Below are 19116 nucleotides of genomic sequence, written 5' to 3'. Positions count from 1 at the left end.
TCCGGCTAAAAAAATTATTTTCTGAAAAAAAGAGTGCCTTTTTAGGATTATTTATGGAAATTATATTTCAGTCTTCTCTTCGCCTTCTTAGCGTTATAATTATGCAGACTGCCATGAATGCTGCAAATGCCGGTAAAAATCCGAATCCGGGAGTGATGGCTGTTGGAATTACGGATGGTGTATCTGATGTCTGTGAACTTTCTGGCGCAAGTCCAATTGTGAGCGGTTCTGTCTCTCCGGCAGTGGCAGTGATCTTTGATATTGCGTCCTGGTAGCCTGAAAGTCTTAGTGTTACGGTATGCTGACCTGGATTTACGGCTGTAACTGTGGACGGTGTGACTAGTCCGGTGTAGATGTTGTCAAGGTATATCATCGCACCCGGCGGAGTGGATGTTACCTGTAATGACCCTGTATTCTGAGATGACGGACTCTCTCCCATCACCGCGTTTATTATGACAGGTTCTCCGCCCCGGACAATATTGACATTTGTTATGTAATTCGGGTAGTCATCAAGAGTCAGGCTTAATGTATGCGGTCCTGCTGCTACATCTCCTATAGGAAATGGCTGTCCTGCCATTGTCTCCCCTTTGTATATCCCGTCAAGGTGAATCTTTGCCCCTGCGGGGTCTGAGGTCACAAGAATTTCCTGTGACTGGTCGATTGATTCAAGCGTGGCATGGACTGATACCTGCCCTCCGTCATAGACATTTACTGACTGTTTCCAGTTGTAATATCCGTTTTTTGTAACCGAAATTTCAACCGTTTCGGTTGAAAGTCCGGTTATGACATAGGGCGTCCTCCCGACAATCTGCCCGTTCAGCGATACAAAGGCATCTGTTGGATTGGATGTTACAGAAATCGATCCCGGTGACTGGAGTGTAAGATATACATTCTGTATTGTTCCGGCAGTGACATAGACATCGGTCTCTGCATTCTGGTACCCGTTGTATTCGGCCTCAACTCTGCACGAACCTGCCCTAAGTCCTGAAATGGTCAGTGGCGAGAGTCCCTGGTAGATGTCATTGATGTGAACCCTTGCCCCTGTCGGGTTTGTGGAGATATAAAGGGATCCGTATTCCGACTGTGTGGGTGAAGCCATAGGGTTTAGGGTGATATATACGTCACTTGTCTCTCCTGCCGGCGGTGTCGCCGGAAGTGATGTTGATGCCGTATAATAGCCTGATTTCTGCACGGTTATTGTACTGTACGGTGTGCCTGTTGTATATACTCCGACTGACAGCACACCTGAGTTTATCTGACCTTTGTATGTACCGTCAAAATATACATCGGCACCGTCCACATTGCAGTGAATGCTGTACCACCCGACACCTTCGCCTGTTGCTGCTGCGGCATGTACTGTTATCAGGAGTAACAGAGTTAATGCAGCCGCCAGTAACTGTTTATTGTATCTCATGTATCAGATATTGGAAGAATTGGTTAATCTATCTTTGGAAGGATTATCGTTCTCATTTGTCTGACTTCCGGCATGCCGGAAAACCTTCAGTATTTCATTATTTCTGCTCTTACAACAAATCCTTTGTATACTGCCGTCAAATACTTTTTATCAAAACAGGCAGGCTCTGATGCTGGCAGACTGCCTGGATATTAAACCGGGTGATTTTAACGAGAATTCCTGAACTTGGAAGCGGTGAAGAGATTATTCTTGAGATGGCCTCAATTGGGGTTAAATCGATTGAATTCAGACTTTTCCTTACAAACAACCGAATAATTCTTGCGGAAGACAGGACTAAGATGAGTGCACCTGTTGAAGTTCCTCTTCAGGTGCTGAAGTATGTCAGTGCGGGCCGGAATTTATCCGATGAACCGACACTTTCACTCTCCCTTTCTGCACCTGATGGTTCACAGAAGAAGATGGTCCTGGTTTTTATTCAGGATTTTTCCGGTACAAGGGATGCAGAGTGCAGTTATCTTCAGCGTGAGATCGAGTCACTGATCTCAGTTGACAAGTCTTCAAATCAGTTCGCAGGGAAGGGTTACGTTCCGCGTTCCGGTGGGAGAGCAGAGCCTAATGTTAACAGCCGGACATCTCCGGCAGGTGTATCTTCTGCAAAGATCTCTCTTTGTGCGCCTAATGTCGTTGTCAAGTCCAGGGAATATACTCTGAGGCTTGAGGATAAGGTATTCCTGCTTGTTGATGAGAACAAACCCAATAAACCAAGTCAGATTCCTCTTGATGCGGTCCGGAGTGTTGAGGGGCTGACAGGTGAAAGCGGTGAGCCTGAGTTAATCTTCATGGTTGAAGCCGGAAACGGCAGTATGAGAAGGATGGTTCTCTCTTTTTCCGGGTGGTATGAGGGAGGGCGTTTTGCGGAGCGTGATGCCTGGGTATCGGTAATTCAGGATTATATTGCAACAGGTGAGTTTGGAAATCCTGTGCTTGCCGGATTTCTGGCTGACGGGAGTTTCCCGTCAGGTTCTCCGGGCGCGGGCAGTAGCAGTGGCGGTCATTCACAGGAAGTTTTGGACAGTTCACTCTCAGGATTTGATGCAAAACCGCCTGTATCTTCAGCCTGTCCTTCATGCGGCGGAGTTATTCCTCCGGGGGGAAAGTTCTGCAGTTTCTGCGGCAGGGAGTTTTCCGGTGACATTCCGGCGCCTTTTCCGGGTTCCGGGGCTTCTGTGGATGACGGAATTCCGGGCGGCTCCGGAATTTACGATGCTGAGGGCGGAGAATTTATGGATGATGCACCGCAGAAGTCCGGCACCGGCAGGATGGGAAAACGCCCACTGTCCAAAACCACGAAGAAGAGAGTTAAGAGGAGGAGAACTCCCCGGAAAGGTGTTTTCTCCGGCAGTGAAAAGCGTCCCGCAATGGCAGACAATACCATTCCGGGAAGGATTGTCAGTTTTCTGACAAACCCTTCCGGTGGATTCCAGATGACTAAGGGGCAGGATCCTGTCGATGCAGTGCCGTACTTTGCCCTTGTTATAGTGGTGTTTTCATTTGTGAATTCATTTTATCTCTTTCTTATTGGCGGTGGTGCCAGTGCGGCTGAGTATCCGGTGTTCTCATCATTCGGAGATTTGTGGGGCATGGTCACCGGTATGCTTGAGATGGTGGTTATTCTTGTGCTAATTACCATTCTTGCCGGAATTTTCCTAAGGATAGGGCTTATTATTGCCGGATTTAAAGGCAGCAATGAGGATGAGATAAGAATTGCGATGTACTCGGCAACGCCTTTCATCGCCGGAGGTATTATCCCGTTCTTTGGTCTGATTATCGCACCTCTCTGGTCCGCGTACCTGCTTATGACCGGAGCAAGGGAGACTCACGGTACAACAACCGGTCAGGCACTGATAGCGGCAGGGTTCTGCATTGTTATGACAGTTCTGCTCTTTGGGTTTTTTGTCTCAGCCGGAGATTCGGGTTTTTCAATATTTGGAGGTGTATGAGGTATGAAGATGAATGCTGTTATTTTAATCATATCTGCGGGCCTGCTTCTGATAGTCTGTCCCGTGTCTGCTGCAACAGCAGACTGGACTTCTTCTCAGGGTGAGAATTCAGAATATCTGACTGTCAGTTTTACAGGCAGTATTTCCGGTGCAAACGCTTCCACAGCTTCCCAGTGGGTATGGAATTTCGGTGACGGGACCACAGGGACAGGACAGACAACCACACATACATATGGCACTCCGGCGTCTGATGATGATCTGATATGGACCGTAAACCTTACAGTCACGACCGATGCTATAGACGGTTCTGAAGTAATTCGGGTGGCAGACAGGGATATTACACTGACCGAACCCTCTCTTCACGCCAGTTATACTGTATCCCCATCATCTTCAGGCGATGCTCCGCTGACTGCGACTTTTACAGATGCAACTTTCGGCAGGCACCGCATTATATCCTGGGATTTTAGGGACGGAAGTTTAACAACGACCCAGAATCCTGTAACACACACATTTGAGACTCCCGGACAGTATTATGTTAAACTTACTGTTAACAGAGATAGTTCTCAGGACTCCTGGGAGAAAAAAATTGAAGTTTTGAACCCAACTCCTGTGCCCCTCTTTCACACAAATGTATCATCCGGAAAATATCCTCTCACTGTTCAGTTTACAGATGACTCCGGGATCTCTTATGGGAATATTACCGGATGGTCATGGGACTTTGGTGACGGATGCACCTCATCTGAACAAAATCCGGTTCACACATACAATGACGTCGGTAATTATGACGTTAAATTAACGGTTACGAGTAATGCGGGCAAATATGACACTTTGACCCGCACAGACTGTATCAATACAGAATCAGGTTTTTCTGTATCATTTTATGCCGATAATACTACTGGCCGGGCACCGTTTACTGTGAAATTTACATCCACTTCGACCGGAAATATAGACAGTTATTTCTGGAAGTTTGAATGTGAAGATGTTCATTCTGATTTTTCCACCAAAGCCAATCCCGAGTACACATTCAGGCATGCCGGGGAATATACGGTTACACTTAAGGTGACTGTATCTGAAAACGGAACCACATTCTCGGATAATGCAACAAAAAAAGATTATATTACAGTGACTGAAGCACCAGTGACGGCGACTGCAACACCGACTGCCGCACAGACTACAGCAACTCCAACACCTACAGCAGCACCTGCGGAAGCGAAGAGTGCATTAAATGAGAGTGATATGGCATTTGCTGCCGGAAATTCAGGCGGAACAAAGATATTCGGACTTCCCGGAACTGAATTTTTCAGGGGGAAGTTTGTCAGGTACCACGGTTTTTACCAGGATTACCTGCATTTTATCACATCCATCTTAGGGATGAGATAATTCCGTAATATCAGAATTAAAACCGGAATTAAAAAAAGAGTATCCCGGAATATCCGGGAACTGATATATTATTCTATCAGGCGGGGATTACTTCTTCTTTCCCTGATCTGCAACCGCCTTAGCAGCAGCCTCTATCTCATCCTGGTTGCCAAGGTAGTAATGCTTAATCGGCTTTAAATTTTCATCAAGCTCATAGACCAGCGGAATTCCGGTTGGGATATTAAGTTTCGGAATATCTCCGTCTGAGATATTGTCCAGATGCTTTACAAGTGCCCTCAGACTGTTGCCGTGTGCGGCAATAATTATCCTTTTTCCGGATTTGATTGCCGGAGCAATCTCATCTTCCCATACCGGCAGAAAGCGTGCGACAGTATCCTTCAGGCATTCTGTACCCGGTATATCCTCTGGTCTTAGCGCGGCATAGCGGCGGTCATGAACAGGATGTCTCTCATCGTCCAAAGAGAGTGCCGGAGGTGCTGTATTGTAATCCCTGCGCCAGATAAACACCTGCTCCTCACCGTATTTCTCTGCTGTTTCCGATTTGTTAAGTCCCTGAAGAGCACCGTAATGCTTCTCATTGAGCCTCCATGAGCGTGTGACCGGTATCCACATCAGGTCCATCTCATCAAGGGTTATCCAGAGTGTCCTTATGGCCCTCTTAAGAACTGAGGTGTATGCAGCATCAAACTCATAGCCCTCGTCCTTCAGCAGTTTCCCTGCCGCTCTGGCCTCAGTTATACCTTTTTCCGAGAGGTCAACATCTGTCCATCCGGTAAACTTATTCTCCTTATTCCAGATACTCTCCCCGTGCCTGAGTAATACTACCTTGTACATCTAAAAACTCCTAATAATGTATCCGGCTTAAAAAAAAAGTATCTTGTCATTTACAGACTTGCAGTAACTGTCACACTGCCGCCTGTTTCTGTTGTGCTTCCGGTTGCCTTAACCATAGAATCCTTAATAATTTCAACAACCATTTCTTTCCCCGGACCGCCATCAGCCTTTGTAAAGGTAGCGGTAATACTGCCTGACGGGCCTGTTATAGGGAATGACTGTGATCCGAATTGCTCCTCTAATCTCTGCATGTTTGAGCCTGAGCCGAATGTACCGTCCCATTCACCCGGATAATATACCCAGACCTCCCATCCTTTATCGTAATTGGCAGTTGTCTGCGAAGTGCCTGATGATGTGGTTCCTGATGAGGTGCCGGTATTTGTATTGTCTGCCGCCGCACCTGTTCCTCCGTTATTGACTTCCGCACCTCCGCCTGAACCGCCAAACATTCCGGATGTGAAGGCAAATGCAACAACACCTATGACAACAACTGCGATTATTGCCGGAATCAGAATCTTTGGCAGACCTCCGCCCATTCTTCCGCCCCCGCCGTAGTCATCATAAGGATCGCGCCCGCCCCTCTTATTCGCCTTCTTCTGCTCTTTTCTGTATCTTGCCTCCTCCTTCTGTCTCTCTTTTTCAGCTTTCTTCTCTTCTCTTAAAGCTGCTTTCTCATTCCGGTCAGGTTTCCTGCTGGTTCTCGTTCTCTGACTGCTCTGTTCATAATCATGATATCCCGGGTCATCAGCAAGGCTGTATCCGCCGCCTGAAGGAGTCGGAGGTGTACGGTAGTTGTCCTCCGGAAATCCGGTATGCCTCTGTGCTGGAGGAGGTGGCGGCGGTACGAAACCTCCCGCCTGTCTGCCCATATCGTCAGGGTACGCCGGACGTGAAGGCGGCACAGGTATATGCGCCGGTGCAGGCGCGGCGGCTCTGCCGGGAACCGGCACCACTTTTCCGCCACAGGACGGACAGAATGCAGAATCCACAGGTATATTTGAGCCGCAGAAACGGCAGAACTGTCCGGCTCCTCCGCTCTGTGTGTGGCTCTCCACCTGTACCGGATTTTCGTTCTGTTGCCGCAGTATCTGTGGGGCAGTCTTTTGCGTATTTACGTTTGCAAAGGGATCGCCGCCACCTGACATCGCCTGAACAGGAGGTGTGACTGCTGCCGCAGGTGCGGCTGTATCCTTCTCAACCAGTCGTCCGAGTTTTTCAATCCAGTCGTCCCTCTCTGCAAATCTGTAACCCTCTTTCTGTGTGAAATTAAGGATCATGTCGCCCTTATCCCCTTCAGGCTTCTGCACTGAGAATATGATTCTTGGAATTCCTTTTTCGTCAGCTGAAGGAGTATAGTCCTTTATAAATCCAAGGGGAAAGACAAGTTCCTTTCTTTCATATAGTTCGTCTCCTTTTTTTGCGAATATTATCCTTTTATCTGTCAGAAATGCATCAAAATCTACATTTTTTACCCTGACATCAGGCGAAGACTTTAATAATCCCTCTCCCTGTCGTAATTTTGGCTGGTACATACTAATGAATTTTAATTATGTCAGGAATATGTTTTAATTTAACCGGATGGTTCCGGTTATTTTATGCTGTTTTTCCTGTGATTGGCAGGAGTTTTATAACGGATACTCATCTTCCGGAATTCTGACTCTTTAATATGGGTGGATTTTACTGAATATTTCGTGGAGGTTTTCTTATCCGGTTCCCGGCGCGGGACAGTTCACAGATAATCTGGGTCCTGAAGTGCCGGGCAGAAATTGCATATTGAGTTTGGTATCTCTTCCTCCTTCTCCCTGATAGGGCAGTAATATTTCCCGGCCGTTTTCCTGACCACCGCTCCGCCCGGGAATGGTGTCCCAACCGGATGTCCGGGTTCTTCAAGTACAAACATGGCATATGCATTCAGGAGATAGTAAAAAAGGCTGAATGACGGATATCTGTCATCGGGTATGAATGACGGGAGATTTACATCTGATTTGAAGCACCCTTCTGGAATCATCATGCAGAAATTTCTGTATGTGTCAATGTCATGAACCGGTCCGCTGTACTTTGAGAAATCACCGTCACGGTACTTCGTGATAAGTTGATGATAGCGCCCGAAGAACCATTCTTCAGCATATGGCCTCAGTTTCTTCCTGTAGATTTCAGGCAGAATCTCAATATCGTACCTCACCCTTGCACCGATCATCTGGAGATCGTACATGCTGAACTTAAGCAGTTCTACTGCAAGGTATTCGGCAAGTGCCCCTCTCATTTCAATTGAAAGCATTTCAGATGATATTCTTTCTATATTCTCTTTTGTATCCATAATATCCGGTTTTAATTATATTCTCTCCTTCTCTGTTAACTTTTTTTGGCAATCAGTGTGATACAGGGTCTCATTCACTCCTGCCAGGTACTTATTTATTCTTTCCGGGTGACTGGAAAATCAGGTGGTTTTTATTCTCCGGTCATATGATGAAATATCAGGAGATCTCCTCAGGGCACGCTATCTCCTGCCCGGCGAGTCCGGATACTGTGATATGTGCAGGCGTGTGGCCGGATATATCGGGGCGTGTGATGAGGAGAAGAATGAATTTGAAGAGATAATGCTCTCTAAAAAATTCCTGCCAAACTCTCCGACTCTCATGAATGCAGGCTCTGGTAAAGGGCAGTTGTCAGCCTGCTTTGTCCTTCCGGTAGGGGACAGCATAAGGGAGATATTTGAAACCCTGAAAAATTCCGCTATTATTCATAAAAGCGGCGGCGGCACCGGTTTTAATTTCTCATCCATAAGACCGTCAGGTTCTCAGGCCGGATTTCCGGGCGGTAAAGCCTCAGGGCCTGTATCATTCATAAAGATTTTTGATTCTGCCACAGGTGTTATTAAACAGGGCGGGCGCAGAAGAGGTGCAAACATCGGTATTCTGGATGTTGACCATCCTGATATTATTCCGTTCATAAATTCCAAGAGGGCGGAAGGCCGTCTTAGAAATTTCAATATCTCCGTAATGGCCGATGACAGTTTCATGAGATCGCCGGATGATGGTATCCTTGAAATTATAGCCGGAAATATCATCAGAAACGGAGAACCGGGCATCCTCTTCCGGGATACAGTCAACCGGAAGAATAAAGTGCCCGGACTTGGCGTGATTGACGCGGTAAACCCCTGCGGTGAAGAGCCTCTTCTTCCGTTTGAGAGCTGCAACCTTGGCAGCCTCAACCTCTCCGAATTTGTATCGTCCGGAGAATTCCGGTATGACCTCTTAAAAAAATCTGTCAGGACTGCCGTTTGTTTTCTTGACAATGTCATTGATAAAAACCGTTATCCGTTAAAAGAGATTGAAGATGCAACCCTTAAGACGAGAAAGATCGGTCTTGGGGTTATGGGATTTCATGACATGCTGATAAAACTCGGCATTCCGTATGAGAGTCCCGGAGCACTCCAGGCGGCAGGGGGTATAATGTCGCTTATTGAATCTGAATCTGTCGGGGAGAGCAGAATTATTGCAGAAGAAAAAGGGGCATTTCCCGCAATTGGGGGGAGTATCTGGGAGTTTCCGGTGAGAAACGCAACGACAACGGCAATTGCGCCCACTGGTTCTATAAGCCTTATTGCCGGATGTTCGTCCGGAATTGAACCGTTATTCGGCCTGGCTTACCTGAGAAGGCATCTTGCCTCCCGTGAATATTTTATTGTTCATCCTCTCTTCTCAAAGGCTCTTGATTCCGGGTTTCTAAAGGATAAATCCGGAATTATATCTGAGGCTTACAGTAAAGGGTCTATTTCCGGGCTTGAAAGCCTCCCTGAAGATTTCAGGGCACTCTTTAAGGTGGCAGATGAGATCGGCTGGAAGGCACATATCGATATGCAGGCGGTTTTTCAGGACCATGTACATGCCGCAGTAAGCAAGACGGTCATGCTTCCTGAACACTCCGGCACTGACGATGTCATTGATGCAATCTATTACGGGTGGAGAAAAGGTCTGAAAGGTCTGACTTTCTACCGCAATAAGAGCAGAAGAGATGCTGTGATGACTACAGGGGATGGATGCGTGATTCTTCCGTGCCGCAGCGGATTTTGTGCCTAAAAAAGCTGATAAATTTAATTTTCAGGCAGATTTTCGGGCAGTAAATCCCGGAAATTCCGCCTCTCCTTAAGTTTTTCCTCAGTCCCTTCTGAAGGCCGCAAGAAGAATGAATGCCGCTGCAACTCCTCCCATTGCTGCAAATCCTGCAAATCCGGGTGAAGACGTTGTTGAAGGGGTAGGCTGGACCGGTGGTGCCGGTGTTTCAGGCACTTCTGTCTGAACTGCTGTTGGGGCCTCAGTTGCTGTGGTTTCTTCAGGCACATCGGGGATCTCAGCAGCCAGAATTGCACTTCTCTGCATGTCATAGATTGTAAAGTCAGAGATGTCCTGCGGTCCTGTCATCATCTCCGCTCCGGGGCAGAGGGATGATGATGCCTCTCCGAAGTTGTAGGTTATCTTCAGGACATACTGGTTGTCGCTGTGATAGCCGAATATACGGGTCATGCCCTCAGCGAGTGTCCTCTTCTCAATCTGCCTGTCTCCCTTATAGACTGTCACTGTTGCCGAGGGTGCAGCGCATATCGTTCCCTCGCATGCATTGCAGTTTGGGGTTGTAGTATATTCTATTGAGTACCCGTCATAATATGGAGACAGAAGTTTTGCCGGGTCTCCGAATACCATAGTCAGGCGGCTTTCGGTTGTGGTTGCTGATGAGATTTTTCCTATGGCAACCCATTCTCCACCGGCACCACCAAGGATGCATGCCTCAACAAGATCTCCCTGCTTTAATTCATTGTATATATGCGGATTGTCTGTGCTTCCGGCAACAATGTTGTTTTTAAGACTGCTTTTTGCGTATGGTACCCATTTTCCGCCTTCATAGACTTCAGATACCTGCATGGTCATAATCTGTTTTGAAGGTTCAAGTCTTGAGACCTTTCCCTTGTAATTCTCTTCCAGAATCACTGCTGAAGCACTGACTGCCAGAAGTGAGACTGTTAACAGTAATAATACACATCTCGTATAATTTTTCATCCGGAAATCCTCCCTGGAATAATATATTCTCTATATAGTCCGGGATTTTAAAAAAGGTTTGTTTATATATTTATCATCCGGCAGGTAAATTCCGGTCTATTTTTTTATCTTCTTTCCCGCATCCTTAAGGATATACTCAAGTGTCCGGGTAAGTTTTTTTCCGGCCTTCTTTGCCTTCTTCTCTATATGCTCTCTGCCTTTCGGTGTGCCAAGAATGGTATTCCCAAGGTCAACAACATCTTCAATGGCCCTTTTTACTGAATCCCTGGCTTCATCTATTGTCTGTTCGACATCTGTCTCATCCTGACTCTCATCCTTTTTTTTCCCGGATTTTTTCCGCTTATCTCCCTTTTCTTCGCCTGATTTCTCTTTTTTCCCTTTCTTTTTCTTTGATTCAGCCTCCCCTTTTATCCGTGACTCTTTCTCTTCTTTATCATTGCTTATCTTCTCTTCAGCATCCCTCTTTGTATCTCCGGCTTTCTTCTCTGCTTTTACATTCCATTCTTTTGTTATATTTTTTCTCTCTTCCGGAATGATATCCTTGTATTTGTATTTTTTTCCGACCATTTTTAAGAAAACTCCATTATTTTTTGTGACTGATCTTTTACAGACTGCAATTTAGGCTGTCTGTTTATAATTACTATGAAGCATGTTAAAAGTAATTAATATTTTCTGAGTTCCCGGCTTATGTTTATAATTGCGGATTGTATACTCTTTTAATGGTGTCATATCAGCTTACAATAACTGTTTAATGACTAAAATAATGACGAAATATGTCGGTATGTCTGTCTGCAAAGAAAAGTGGGCAGATTTAAAAAAATTATTTTCAGATTATGAAGAGCGGTGCAAAGACCACTGCCACAATTGTCATAAGCTTGAGCAGGATGTTGATCGCAGGCCCGGATGTGTCCTTGAAAGGATCTCCTACTGTATCTCCTGTAACTCCTGCCTTATGTGCTTCTGATCCTTTTCCACCGTAATTTCCAAGTTCTATGTACTTCTTTGCATTGTCCCATGCACCACCGGCATTTGCCATTGTGATTGCGAGCATGAACCCTGATACAAGTGAACCTGCCAGGAGTCCGCCGAGAGCACCAGGTCCGAGTATATATCCTACAACCAGTGGTGCAGCTATTGCAAGAACTCCCGGAGCTATCATCTCTTTCAGAGCAGAATTTGTGGAGATTGCTATGCATGTCTCATAGTCCGGGTCTGCTTTTCCTTCCATGAGTCCGCTGATCTCCTTAAACTGCCTGCGGACCTCTATTACAATCTGATAAGCCGCTCTTCCGACAGCCATCATCGTCATGGATGAGAAGAGGAAAGGCAGCATTGCTCCGATTAAAAGACCGATGAAGACACCTGAGTTCATGACATCGATATATTCAAGCCCGACTGCTATCCCGTAGGATGAGAAGAGTGCCAGAGCGGTAAGGGCTGCTGAACCGATTGCAAAACCCTTTCCTATTGCAGCTGTTGTATTGCCAACTGCGTCAAGGGTGTCTGTAATCTTTCTGACCTCGGGTTTCTGGTGGCTCATCTCTGCTATACCGCCTGCATTATCTGCAACAGGGCCATATGCATCAACTGCGAGTGAAATTCCAAGGGTTGCAAGCATTCCCACAGCTGCAATTGCAATGCCGTAGAGTCCTGAGAGTAAAAAGGATACATAAATGGCCACACCAATCACAAGGACAGACCAGACTGTTGACTCCATACCTTTTGCAAAACCGGTGATTATGTTTGTAGCTGCTCCGGTTTCACATGATGCCGCAATGGTAATCGTCGGCTTTCTCTCATATGATGTATAATACTCTGTTATCTGTCCGATTATGAATCCTGCAATAAGACCGGCAATTGTTGAGAGGAATACATTGAATCCGTATTCTCCAAGCATCATTCCGGTTATGAAGTACGTTGCAATAACCACGAGGATGAGTGCTGCAATAAGGCCTCTGTTAAAAGCCATATGGATGGCAGACGATTCTGTCTTCGTTGTCCGGACGAAGAATGTCCCGATTATTGCGGAGATAATACCCACTGCTGCAATTATAAGTGGCAGAAGTACAGTGTTCATCACCGGAATTCCGGGGAATGTGAGTGCAGCTGTTGACGCACCAAGAAGCATAGTGGCAAGAATTGACCCTACGTATGATTCATAAAGGTCAGCACCCATTCCTGCTATGTCGCCTACATTGTCGCCGACATTGTCTGCAATGACTGCCGGATTTCTGGGGTCGTCTTCAGGTATGCCTGCCTCAACCTTTCCTACAAGGTCAGCACCGACATCTGCCGCTTTTGTAAAGATACCTCCTCCAACACGTGCGAAGAGTGCAATTGAGGATGCTCCCAGTGAAAATCCTGCAAGTGTGTTTACAATGACAGATATCTCACTTCCCGCAAGTATATTTGAAAGTCCGATAAATGCCACTGAAAGCCCGAAAAGTCCGAGACCGACAACACTCATTCCCATAACTGTTCCGCTTGCAAACGATACTTTGAATGCTTCAGCAATACCGCGTGTTGCGGCATTTGTTGTCCTTACATTTGCGTAGGTTGCTGTAAACATTCCAATATATCCTGCTGTTGCGGAGAGAACTGCACCGAGGACAAAACATCCTGCGGTAAGAATTCCGTTTGGCAGAAGTACTGCAATAATAACTGCAAGTACAACGACAAACACGGCTATTGCACGGTACTGTCTGTTAAGATAGACCATTGCGCCGGTGTGAATTGCCGCTGCAATTTTTTTCATGACATCAGTGCCTTCACCCTCTCTCTTCACCCGCGTGTATGAGACGCCGGCAAAGATGATTCCGAGAATGGCACAGAGAGGTGCCAGATATATCAGCATATCCATATTATAACCATCCATAAGTGCATAATCACTGTCCGGAAAAAAGTTAAGATATTTCTTCCGTTGACTGGATAATTTTCAGTTTTAATGAGAATTATCCGGCGAATTGCCTCAGGTATAATTTGCTTATAATTGTTATTTTTTATAATAAATATAAACTGTTTAGAAAAATATTTCCATCCTGCTTATTTCAATGTTTTGTAGAATTAATTTTTGGGCCTATATAATCTCTGTATCTCTAAATAGCTGGCATTAATCTCTTTATTTTTTTGAGGCATTTTGAGTATTAAAGGCTTAATTATATGGTATGAACTGGTTTTTCAGCCTGTGCGGCAGAAATAATGAAAATATCTGCTGCATTGCAGAGTTCAAAGCGGCAGGTCATAATTCTTTAGGGATGCACTGTCTGAATTAATCCCTGAATATTTCTGAGAACTTTTTTCTCCATAACGCGGGAATAAATGCCTGAACCGGCTGATAATTAAGCCTGATGCCGGAGGCGAGGTCCACATGTGAATTTCCGGATATGAGGGGCAGCAGCTGTACTGTTACTGCTACTGCTTCGCCAATATTATCTGCATTGGGATTGAAAGAATTACGATGAATAATAGTCTTTTTCTTCTGTTTGCAGGATTAATATGCATCGTCTTCTCATGCGGCTGCATGAATGAGGAGATTAGTCTTGGTAAAGGCCTTTCACCTGAAAAAGTGTCCTTTGAATCTGAAGTATTTCATTATGATGACTATATTGAGTTTGTTTACCGGCCTGACAGTCTCATACCGTCCACATATTTTGTGACATATTCTGCTGATGTCAGCGGCAGCACTTTCTATGCAGAATCTGACAGAAAGTATGACGGAATTTTCAGAGATAAACCATTTAAGGTCAGAATTCCGCTTGACAACCGGACGTATGAAACGATTGGCTTCAATATTGCAGTTGTGGATCACTGGGGAAGGACGGTTGAGCAATCTGAACTATCTGTTGAAGAGATGGAGGCATCTTGGGCGGATCTCTCCCTGAGTGTATCTGATCTTCTGACCGGTTCTGATTATGGCAGTCTTGTACAGGTTTCCGGCAGGGTATCTGGTCTTAATACTGATGAGTCTGACTTTTTCAACCTGACATCAGGGGGCAGCACTGTCAGGGCATTTTACCGTGATATTGTCCGTGAAACCGGCACAGCAATGCCTGATGCAGATATATCGGCTCTCTCTGACGGAGACTATGTTATATTGTCCGGTGAGCTGCAGAAAGGCGGGAATTTCAGCAGCAGAAATGATTTCTGGATCTATGAGGTTATAGATCTCTGAAATTATAGATGGCTCTTCGTCAAATTGTGTGGGTAGTTATTACAACTTCTATCAAATCATCCGCCTTTTCAGAAGGATTATATCGAACTCCTTAAGGCAACTGAAAGATTCATGGAGTTTGTGGCTGAATTGCAGGCTCAACCGATCAAATCTTACCCATACAAAACAGCGAAGAACCTTATAGATCTCTGAATTATCCGGTATTAATTCAAATCCACCTTATTTTTGTTTCTATCCGGAATTATGGCTGTTCAGTTGGCTTTGCCTTTTTTTGTAGACTCTTTTTATTATCTGGTGGAATGCCGGTATGAGCAGAAAGAGGAATGTTGAACCTGTTGAAGATACTGTATATGCAAAGATTATGATTATTATGCATATTACAGGGACCACGAGGCTTTTTGCGATAAAGTATTCAATATATTCCTTTTCGATATCTCCGGATATAAGGCCGCCTTTTGAATTTGCATAATATATTGCCATAAGATTGAGTGACCCGATCAGGAACAGGTTGCCTGCATAAACTGCCACTGCCGGTGGATATTCACCATAGTCACCTATAAGATCGGTTGTGAAAGGTACAAGCGCTACAAAGAAGAGTGTCAGAATATTAAGCCAGACATAAGTATTGTCCACTTTTTTTATTGTTTCTGTCTGCCTGTGGTGTGCACACCAGAATGATGCCAGAACGAAGAAGGCTATTGCATAATGCATTAACTGCGGCAGAATAGTCTTAAGGGCCGGTATGATGCTGCTGCCGTCTGTTATCGGAATTTTTGATATATCTATCGTAAGAACGGCAAGAGTGAGGGCTATAGCATAAATTCCATCGGTCAGGGCTTCAATTCTGTTCTTATTCAACTGGCGTGATATCATTGTTATTTCCCGTTCTTTTTTGTGGGCTGAAGTTCACAGATGTTTTAATATTTCGGCAGGTTTGAGTTATAAATTATTATAATTTGTGTATTTCCCGGATTTATAATTATATCCGGGCTGTCTTTTCCGGAATAATATCTGCCCGGGTTTCATCTTCTCTTTTGAATTTGTGAATTCTTTTTTCACAGGTTATTCCGGGATCTAATCTTTTTTTGAATTTGCAGTTACTTTAATTAACTTTCAGAATTACCTCTTTAAAGTTTATATGGATCCTTTGCCGGCAGAAGATGGGAATAACAATTTATCTGACAGTGAGATGAGCAGTATCAGCAGCAGGTTCATTTTACTGATGATTATTCTTGCTGCTCTCCTCTCCTCCCTGTATAGCTATGTCCTCTTTCATACGATGATTGAGCTTTTTACAGTTGTAATTACCGGCCTTATCTTTGTAATTGTATGGAATCTTAAGGACAGAATTGATAACAATTTCCTGCTTGTGATAGGTGTTGCCTGCTTTTTTATAGGGGCTTTTGATTTTCTGCATACAATATCCTACAGCGGCATTGATGCTTTTGATACAGGATCTTCTAACCTTGCAACTCAGTTATGGATAATATCAAGATATATTGAAGCCTTCACTTTTCTGTCCGCAATACTTCTGTTAAACAAAAGAACTAATCCCTACAGGCTTTTTTTATTGTATCTCTTCCTTTCAGCCGGATTGCTTCTTACAATCTCTCCTCTGGGCATATTTCCGGACTGCTACATCGAAGGGGAAGGTCTGACGCTCTTTAAGATAATCAGTGAGTATATCATATGTGCCGTTCTTTTTGCTGCTCTTCTTCTCCTTTACAAAAATAAGGATTACTTTGATCCGGATATTCATGTATTAATATCTGTCTCCATTATATTCACAATTTTAGCTGAAATCTCATTTACTACATATCTGAGCGTCTATGGCTTTTCAAATCTGATCGGGCATATCTTCAGGATAATTGCATTTATATTTTTGTACAAGGCGTTTGTGGAGTCTGCCCTGAGAAGGCCGTTTACAACCATTTATCATCAGCTAAAGGAGAGTGAGCACCAGTTTAAGATAAAGTTCATCTCTCTTTTTGACAATATGGCCGACGGTGTTGCATTTTTTAAGGTGATATTTGATGAGGAGGGATGTCCTTATGATTTCTGTATGCTTGAGGTTAACAGACATTATGAAACAGTAAGGGGTATACCCAGGGAGAAAGTCCTGAATAAATGTTCCTCAGATCTGGACAGTGAAATAATCAGGGAACATTTTGATGAGATTATGGGTGTCATCCGGACCGGAAATCCGGCCAGGTTTGAGTCTTACTCATCTGATTCAGGCCGTTATTATGTCTGCTCAGTCTTCTCCTATGATATAGGTTATTTTGGAATAATTTATTCTGATATTACTGAAAGAAAGCTCTCGGAGAATATGCTCAGGAATTCTCTTGAAGAGAAGACGGCTCTTTTGCAGGAGGTTCATCACAGGGTCAAGAATAACCTTCAGGTTATAATCAGCCTACTTGACTTAAACAGGCATGAATCCGGGAATGAGATGATAAATGAAGTCCTTAATGAGACCCAGTCACGTATTATTGCTATGTCTCTTGTTCATGAAGCAATTTATCTCTCTGATAAGGTCTCCACCATTGATGCAGACTCACATCTCAGAACCCTTGGTCTGGAGGTGCTTGCCTATTATGCAGCAGACTGTGACATCATACTTGATGTGGAAGCGGACGGGTGTTTTTTTGACCTTAAAACCGCAATTCCAGTAAGCCTTGTTTTCAATGAGCTTATTACCAATTCTGTCAAATATGCCTTTAAGGGCAGGAAAAATGGCAAAATAACCTTCCGGGGTGAATGTAAGGACGGTTATGCCAATATGATATACTGTGATGACGGTATCGGAATAAGCGGAGATATAGATCTCATCAATTCCAGGTCACTTGGAATTACAATAATTACAAGTATTGTCCGTTCTCAGCTGGACGGGACTATTGAGCTTGTTAAGAATGAAGGTGTCTGCTGGAAGATTCGTTTTCCGCTTAAAAAAAGGTATGGTGCCTGATTCTGCATTATGTGCAGTTCAGGCCGTAATCAGTTCAGTTAAATACTATTTATGTTCCGATATCCCAGGAGTTCATATAATGCTCCTGTTCTTCGGTAAGCCTGTCTATCTCGACACCGAGTGACTTCAGTTTTATTGAGGCTACACTGACGTCTATCTCATTCGGAACTTCATATACTCCGCCTGTAAGTCCGGGTCCCTCCCTCAGGATATAATCCGAACAGAGTGCCTGGAGTGCGAAGGAGAGGTCCATGACCTCAATCGGGTGGCCCATGCCTTTCATTGTTGCAAGGTTTACAAGGCGGCCTTCAGCAAGTATGTTGATCCTCTTGTTGTCAATGATGTAGGTCTCTATACTGTCCCTTGCCTCGTATCCGTCCTTGTTTGCCTCAAGCCAGGGTATGTCTATCTCGACATTGAAGTGTCCTGCATTGGAGAGGATTACACCGTCTTTCATATTCCTGAAGTCTTTTTCAGAGATGACGGATGTATTTCCGGTTGTTGTCACAAAGATGTCTCCTATCTTTGCGGCTTCTGCCATTGACATTACATGGTATCCGTCCATGTGTGCCTCAAGTGCCCTTCTTGGGTCGATCTCGGTTACGACAACCTTTGCACCGAGTCCGTGTGCCATCTTTGCAAGTCCCCTTCCGCAGTACCCGTATCCGGCAACGACAAACCATTTCCCGCCTATGAGGCTGTTTGTGGTTATCATTACTGCTGAGAGTGCACTCTCTCCTGTACCGTGGACATTGTCAAAGCACCTCTTCATAGGTGTGTCATTGACGGCTATTACCGGAAATTCAAGTGCTCCGTCTGCTGCCATTGCACGCAGGCGGTGAATTCCGGTTGTTGTCTCCTCGCATCCGCCCACGATATTGTCCAGGAGTTCTCTTCTTCCGGTGTGGAGCCTGTGTATCAGATCCATTCCGTCATCGATTGTGACTGTGGGGTTCTGATCCAGCACTTTGTCGATTGCTGCGTAGTAGTCTTCATTGCTGCATGCACGCTGTGCGTAGCAGTGAACGCCTTTTACCCTGTCAAGTGCCTCTGCGACATCGTCCTGTGTGGAGAGAGGGTTGCATCCTGTGATGTAAACCTCTGCACCGCCTGCTGCGAGAGTTTCGACAAGAACTGCGGTCTTTGCCTCAATGTGGAGTGCCATTCCGATCTTCTGACCTGCAAGCGGTTTTTCAGCCTCAAATTTCTTTCTGATCTCCCCGAGCACTGGCATGTACTGCCTGGCCCATCCCATTTTAAGTTCTCCTGATTTCAATATATCACCTAAATTATCT

Annotated in this window: 14 protein-coding genes; 5 read left to right on the top strand and 9 right to left on the bottom strand. The window is 45.0% G+C overall.

The features are described 5' to 3' along the window. Positions 1-67: 67 nt before the first annotated feature. The gene (locus METLIM_RS14875) at positions 68-1414 is read right to left on the bottom strand and encodes a PEGA domain-containing protein (protein WP_004079740.1); all 1347 of its coding nucleotides are present in this window, start codon (positions 1412-1414) and stop codon (positions 68-70) included. Between the two features lie 200 nt (positions 1415-1614). Between METLIM_RS14875 and METLIM_RS14870 the strand changes: the two genes are divergently transcribed. Continuing rightward, entirely contained in the window at positions 1615-3414 is a 1800-nt protein-coding gene (locus tag METLIM_RS14870; RefSeq protein ID WP_004079739.1) for a YIP1 family protein, read from the top strand. A 3-nt stretch (positions 3415-3417) separates the two neighbouring features. Beyond that, positions 3418-4794, top strand: a complete 1377-nt coding sequence (locus METLIM_RS14865) for a PKD domain-containing protein (RefSeq protein WP_004079738.1) — start codon at positions 3418-3420, stop codon at positions 4792-4794. Between the two features lie 87 nt (positions 4795-4881). Here METLIM_RS14865 and gpmA read toward each other — a convergent pair whose 3' ends face one another. The 3 genes from gpmA to METLIM_RS14850 form a co-directional block, all read right to left on the bottom strand. Then, the gene (gpmA, locus tag METLIM_RS14860; RefSeq protein WP_004079737.1) at positions 4882-5628 is read right to left on the bottom strand and encodes a 2,3-diphosphoglycerate-dependent phosphoglycerate mutase; all 747 of its coding nucleotides are present in this window, start codon (positions 5626-5628) and stop codon (positions 4882-4884) included. A gap of 50 nt (positions 5629-5678) precedes the next feature. After that, entirely contained in the window at positions 5679-7160 is a 1482-nt protein-coding gene (locus METLIM_RS14855) for a zinc ribbon domain-containing protein (RefSeq protein ID WP_004079736.1), read from the bottom strand. 197 nt (positions 7161-7357) lie between these two features. Further along, positions 7358-7945 carry a DUF2115 domain-containing protein gene (locus METLIM_RS14850; protein ID WP_004079735.1) on the bottom strand — a complete coding sequence of 196 codons (588 nt, stop codon included), beginning with the start codon at positions 7943-7945 and terminating at the stop codon, positions 7358-7360. A gap of 124 nt (positions 7946-8069) precedes the next feature. On the opposite strand from METLIM_RS14850, the gene METLIM_RS14845 reads away from it, so the two are divergent. Beyond that, complete coding sequence (locus tag METLIM_RS14845) at positions 8070-9707, top strand: ribonucleotide reductase N-terminal alpha domain-containing protein (protein ID WP_004079734.1); 1638 nt, start codon at positions 8070-8072, stop codon at positions 9705-9707. A gap of 78 nt (positions 9708-9785) precedes the next feature. On the opposite strand, the gene METLIM_RS14840 is transcribed toward METLIM_RS14845, so the two are convergent. The 3 genes from METLIM_RS14840 to METLIM_RS14830 all read right to left on the bottom strand — a co-directional run bounded on the left by METLIM_RS14840 (position 9786) and on the right by METLIM_RS14830 (position 13542). Then, positions 9786-10682, bottom strand: a complete 897-nt coding sequence (locus METLIM_RS14840; protein WP_004079733.1) for a hypothetical protein — start codon at positions 10680-10682, stop codon at positions 9786-9788. A gap of 96 nt (positions 10683-10778) precedes the next feature. After that, entirely contained in the window at positions 10779-11249 is a 471-nt protein-coding gene (locus tag METLIM_RS14835) for a hypothetical protein (protein ID WP_004079732.1), read from the bottom strand. 259 nt (positions 11250-11508) lie between these two features. Beyond that, entirely contained in the window at positions 11509-13542 is a 2034-nt protein-coding gene (locus tag METLIM_RS14830; protein WP_004079731.1) for a sodium-translocating pyrophosphatase, read from the bottom strand. A 597-nt stretch (positions 13543-14139) separates the two neighbouring features. Between METLIM_RS14830 and METLIM_RS14825 the strand changes: the two genes are divergently transcribed. Continuing rightward, on the top strand, positions 14140-14853 hold the full coding sequence (locus tag METLIM_RS14825) for a hypothetical protein (RefSeq protein ID WP_004079730.1): 714 nt from the start codon (positions 14140-14142) through the stop codon (positions 14851-14853). A 231-nt stretch (positions 14854-15084) separates the two neighbouring features. On the opposite strand, the gene METLIM_RS14820 is transcribed toward METLIM_RS14825, so the two are convergent. Next, positions 15085-15726, bottom strand: coding sequence for a TMEM175 family protein (locus METLIM_RS14820; RefSeq protein ID WP_004079729.1), 642 nt, complete (start codon positions 15724-15726; stop codon positions 15085-15087). A gap of 349 nt (positions 15727-16075) precedes the next feature. On the opposite strand from METLIM_RS14820, the gene METLIM_RS15855 reads away from it, so the two are divergent. After that, complete coding sequence (locus METLIM_RS15855) at positions 16076-17821, top strand: MASE3 domain-containing protein (protein WP_217177988.1); 1746 nt, start codon at positions 16076-16078, stop codon at positions 17819-17821. Between the two features lie 49 nt (positions 17822-17870). On the opposite strand, the gene METLIM_RS14810 is transcribed toward METLIM_RS15855, so the two are convergent. Further along, complete coding sequence (locus tag METLIM_RS14810) at positions 17871-19097, bottom strand: adenosylhomocysteinase (protein WP_004079727.1); 1227 nt, start codon at positions 19095-19097, stop codon at positions 17871-17873. Positions 19098-19116 lie beyond the last annotated feature (19 nt).

The sequence above is a fragment of the Methanoplanus limicola DSM 2279 genome (assembly GCF_000243255.1).
GTDB classification, from domain to species: domain Archaea; phylum Halobacteriota; class Methanomicrobia; order Methanomicrobiales; family Methanomicrobiaceae; genus Methanoplanus; species Methanoplanus limicola.
This window is presented reverse-complemented; position numbering and strand designations above follow the sequence as displayed.

Coding starts and splice junctions, on each gene's coding strand:
- METLIM_RS14830 (WP_004079731.1), bottom strand. CDS start 13,542: ATGGATATGCTGATATATCTGGCACCTCTCTGTGCCATTCTCGGAATC.
- METLIM_RS14835 (WP_004079732.1), bottom strand. CDS start 11,249: ATGGTCGGAAAAAAATACAAATACAAGGATATCATTCCGGAAGAGAGA.
- METLIM_RS15855 (WP_217177988.1), top strand. CDS start 16,076: ATGATTATTCTTGCTGCTCTCCTCTCCTCCCTGTATAGCTATGTCCTC.
- METLIM_RS14820 (WP_004079729.1), bottom strand. CDS start 15,726: ATGATATCACGCCAGTTGAATAAGAACAGAATTGAAGCCCTGACCGAT.
- METLIM_RS14865 (WP_004079738.1), top strand. CDS start 3,418: ATGAAGATGAATGCTGTTATTTTAATCATATCTGCGGGCCTGCTTCTG.
- METLIM_RS14840 (WP_004079733.1), bottom strand. CDS start 10,682: ATGAAAAATTATACGAGATGTGTATTATTACTGTTAACAGTCTCACTT.
- gpmA (WP_004079737.1), bottom strand. CDS start 5,628: ATGTACAAGGTAGTATTACTCAGGCACGGGGAGAGTATCTGGAATAAG.
- METLIM_RS14850 (WP_004079735.1), bottom strand. CDS start 7,945: ATGGATACAAAAGAGAATATAGAAAGAATATCATCTGAAATGCTTTCA.
- METLIM_RS14855 (WP_004079736.1), bottom strand. CDS start 7,160: ATGTACCAGCCAAAATTACGACAGGGAGAGGGATTATTAAAGTCTTCG.
- METLIM_RS14875 (WP_004079740.1), bottom strand. CDS start 1,414: ATGAGATACAATAAACAGTTACTGGCGGCTGCATTAACTCTGTTACTC.
- METLIM_RS14825 (WP_004079730.1), top strand. CDS start 14,140: ATGAATAATAGTCTTTTTCTTCTGTTTGCAGGATTAATATGCATCGTC.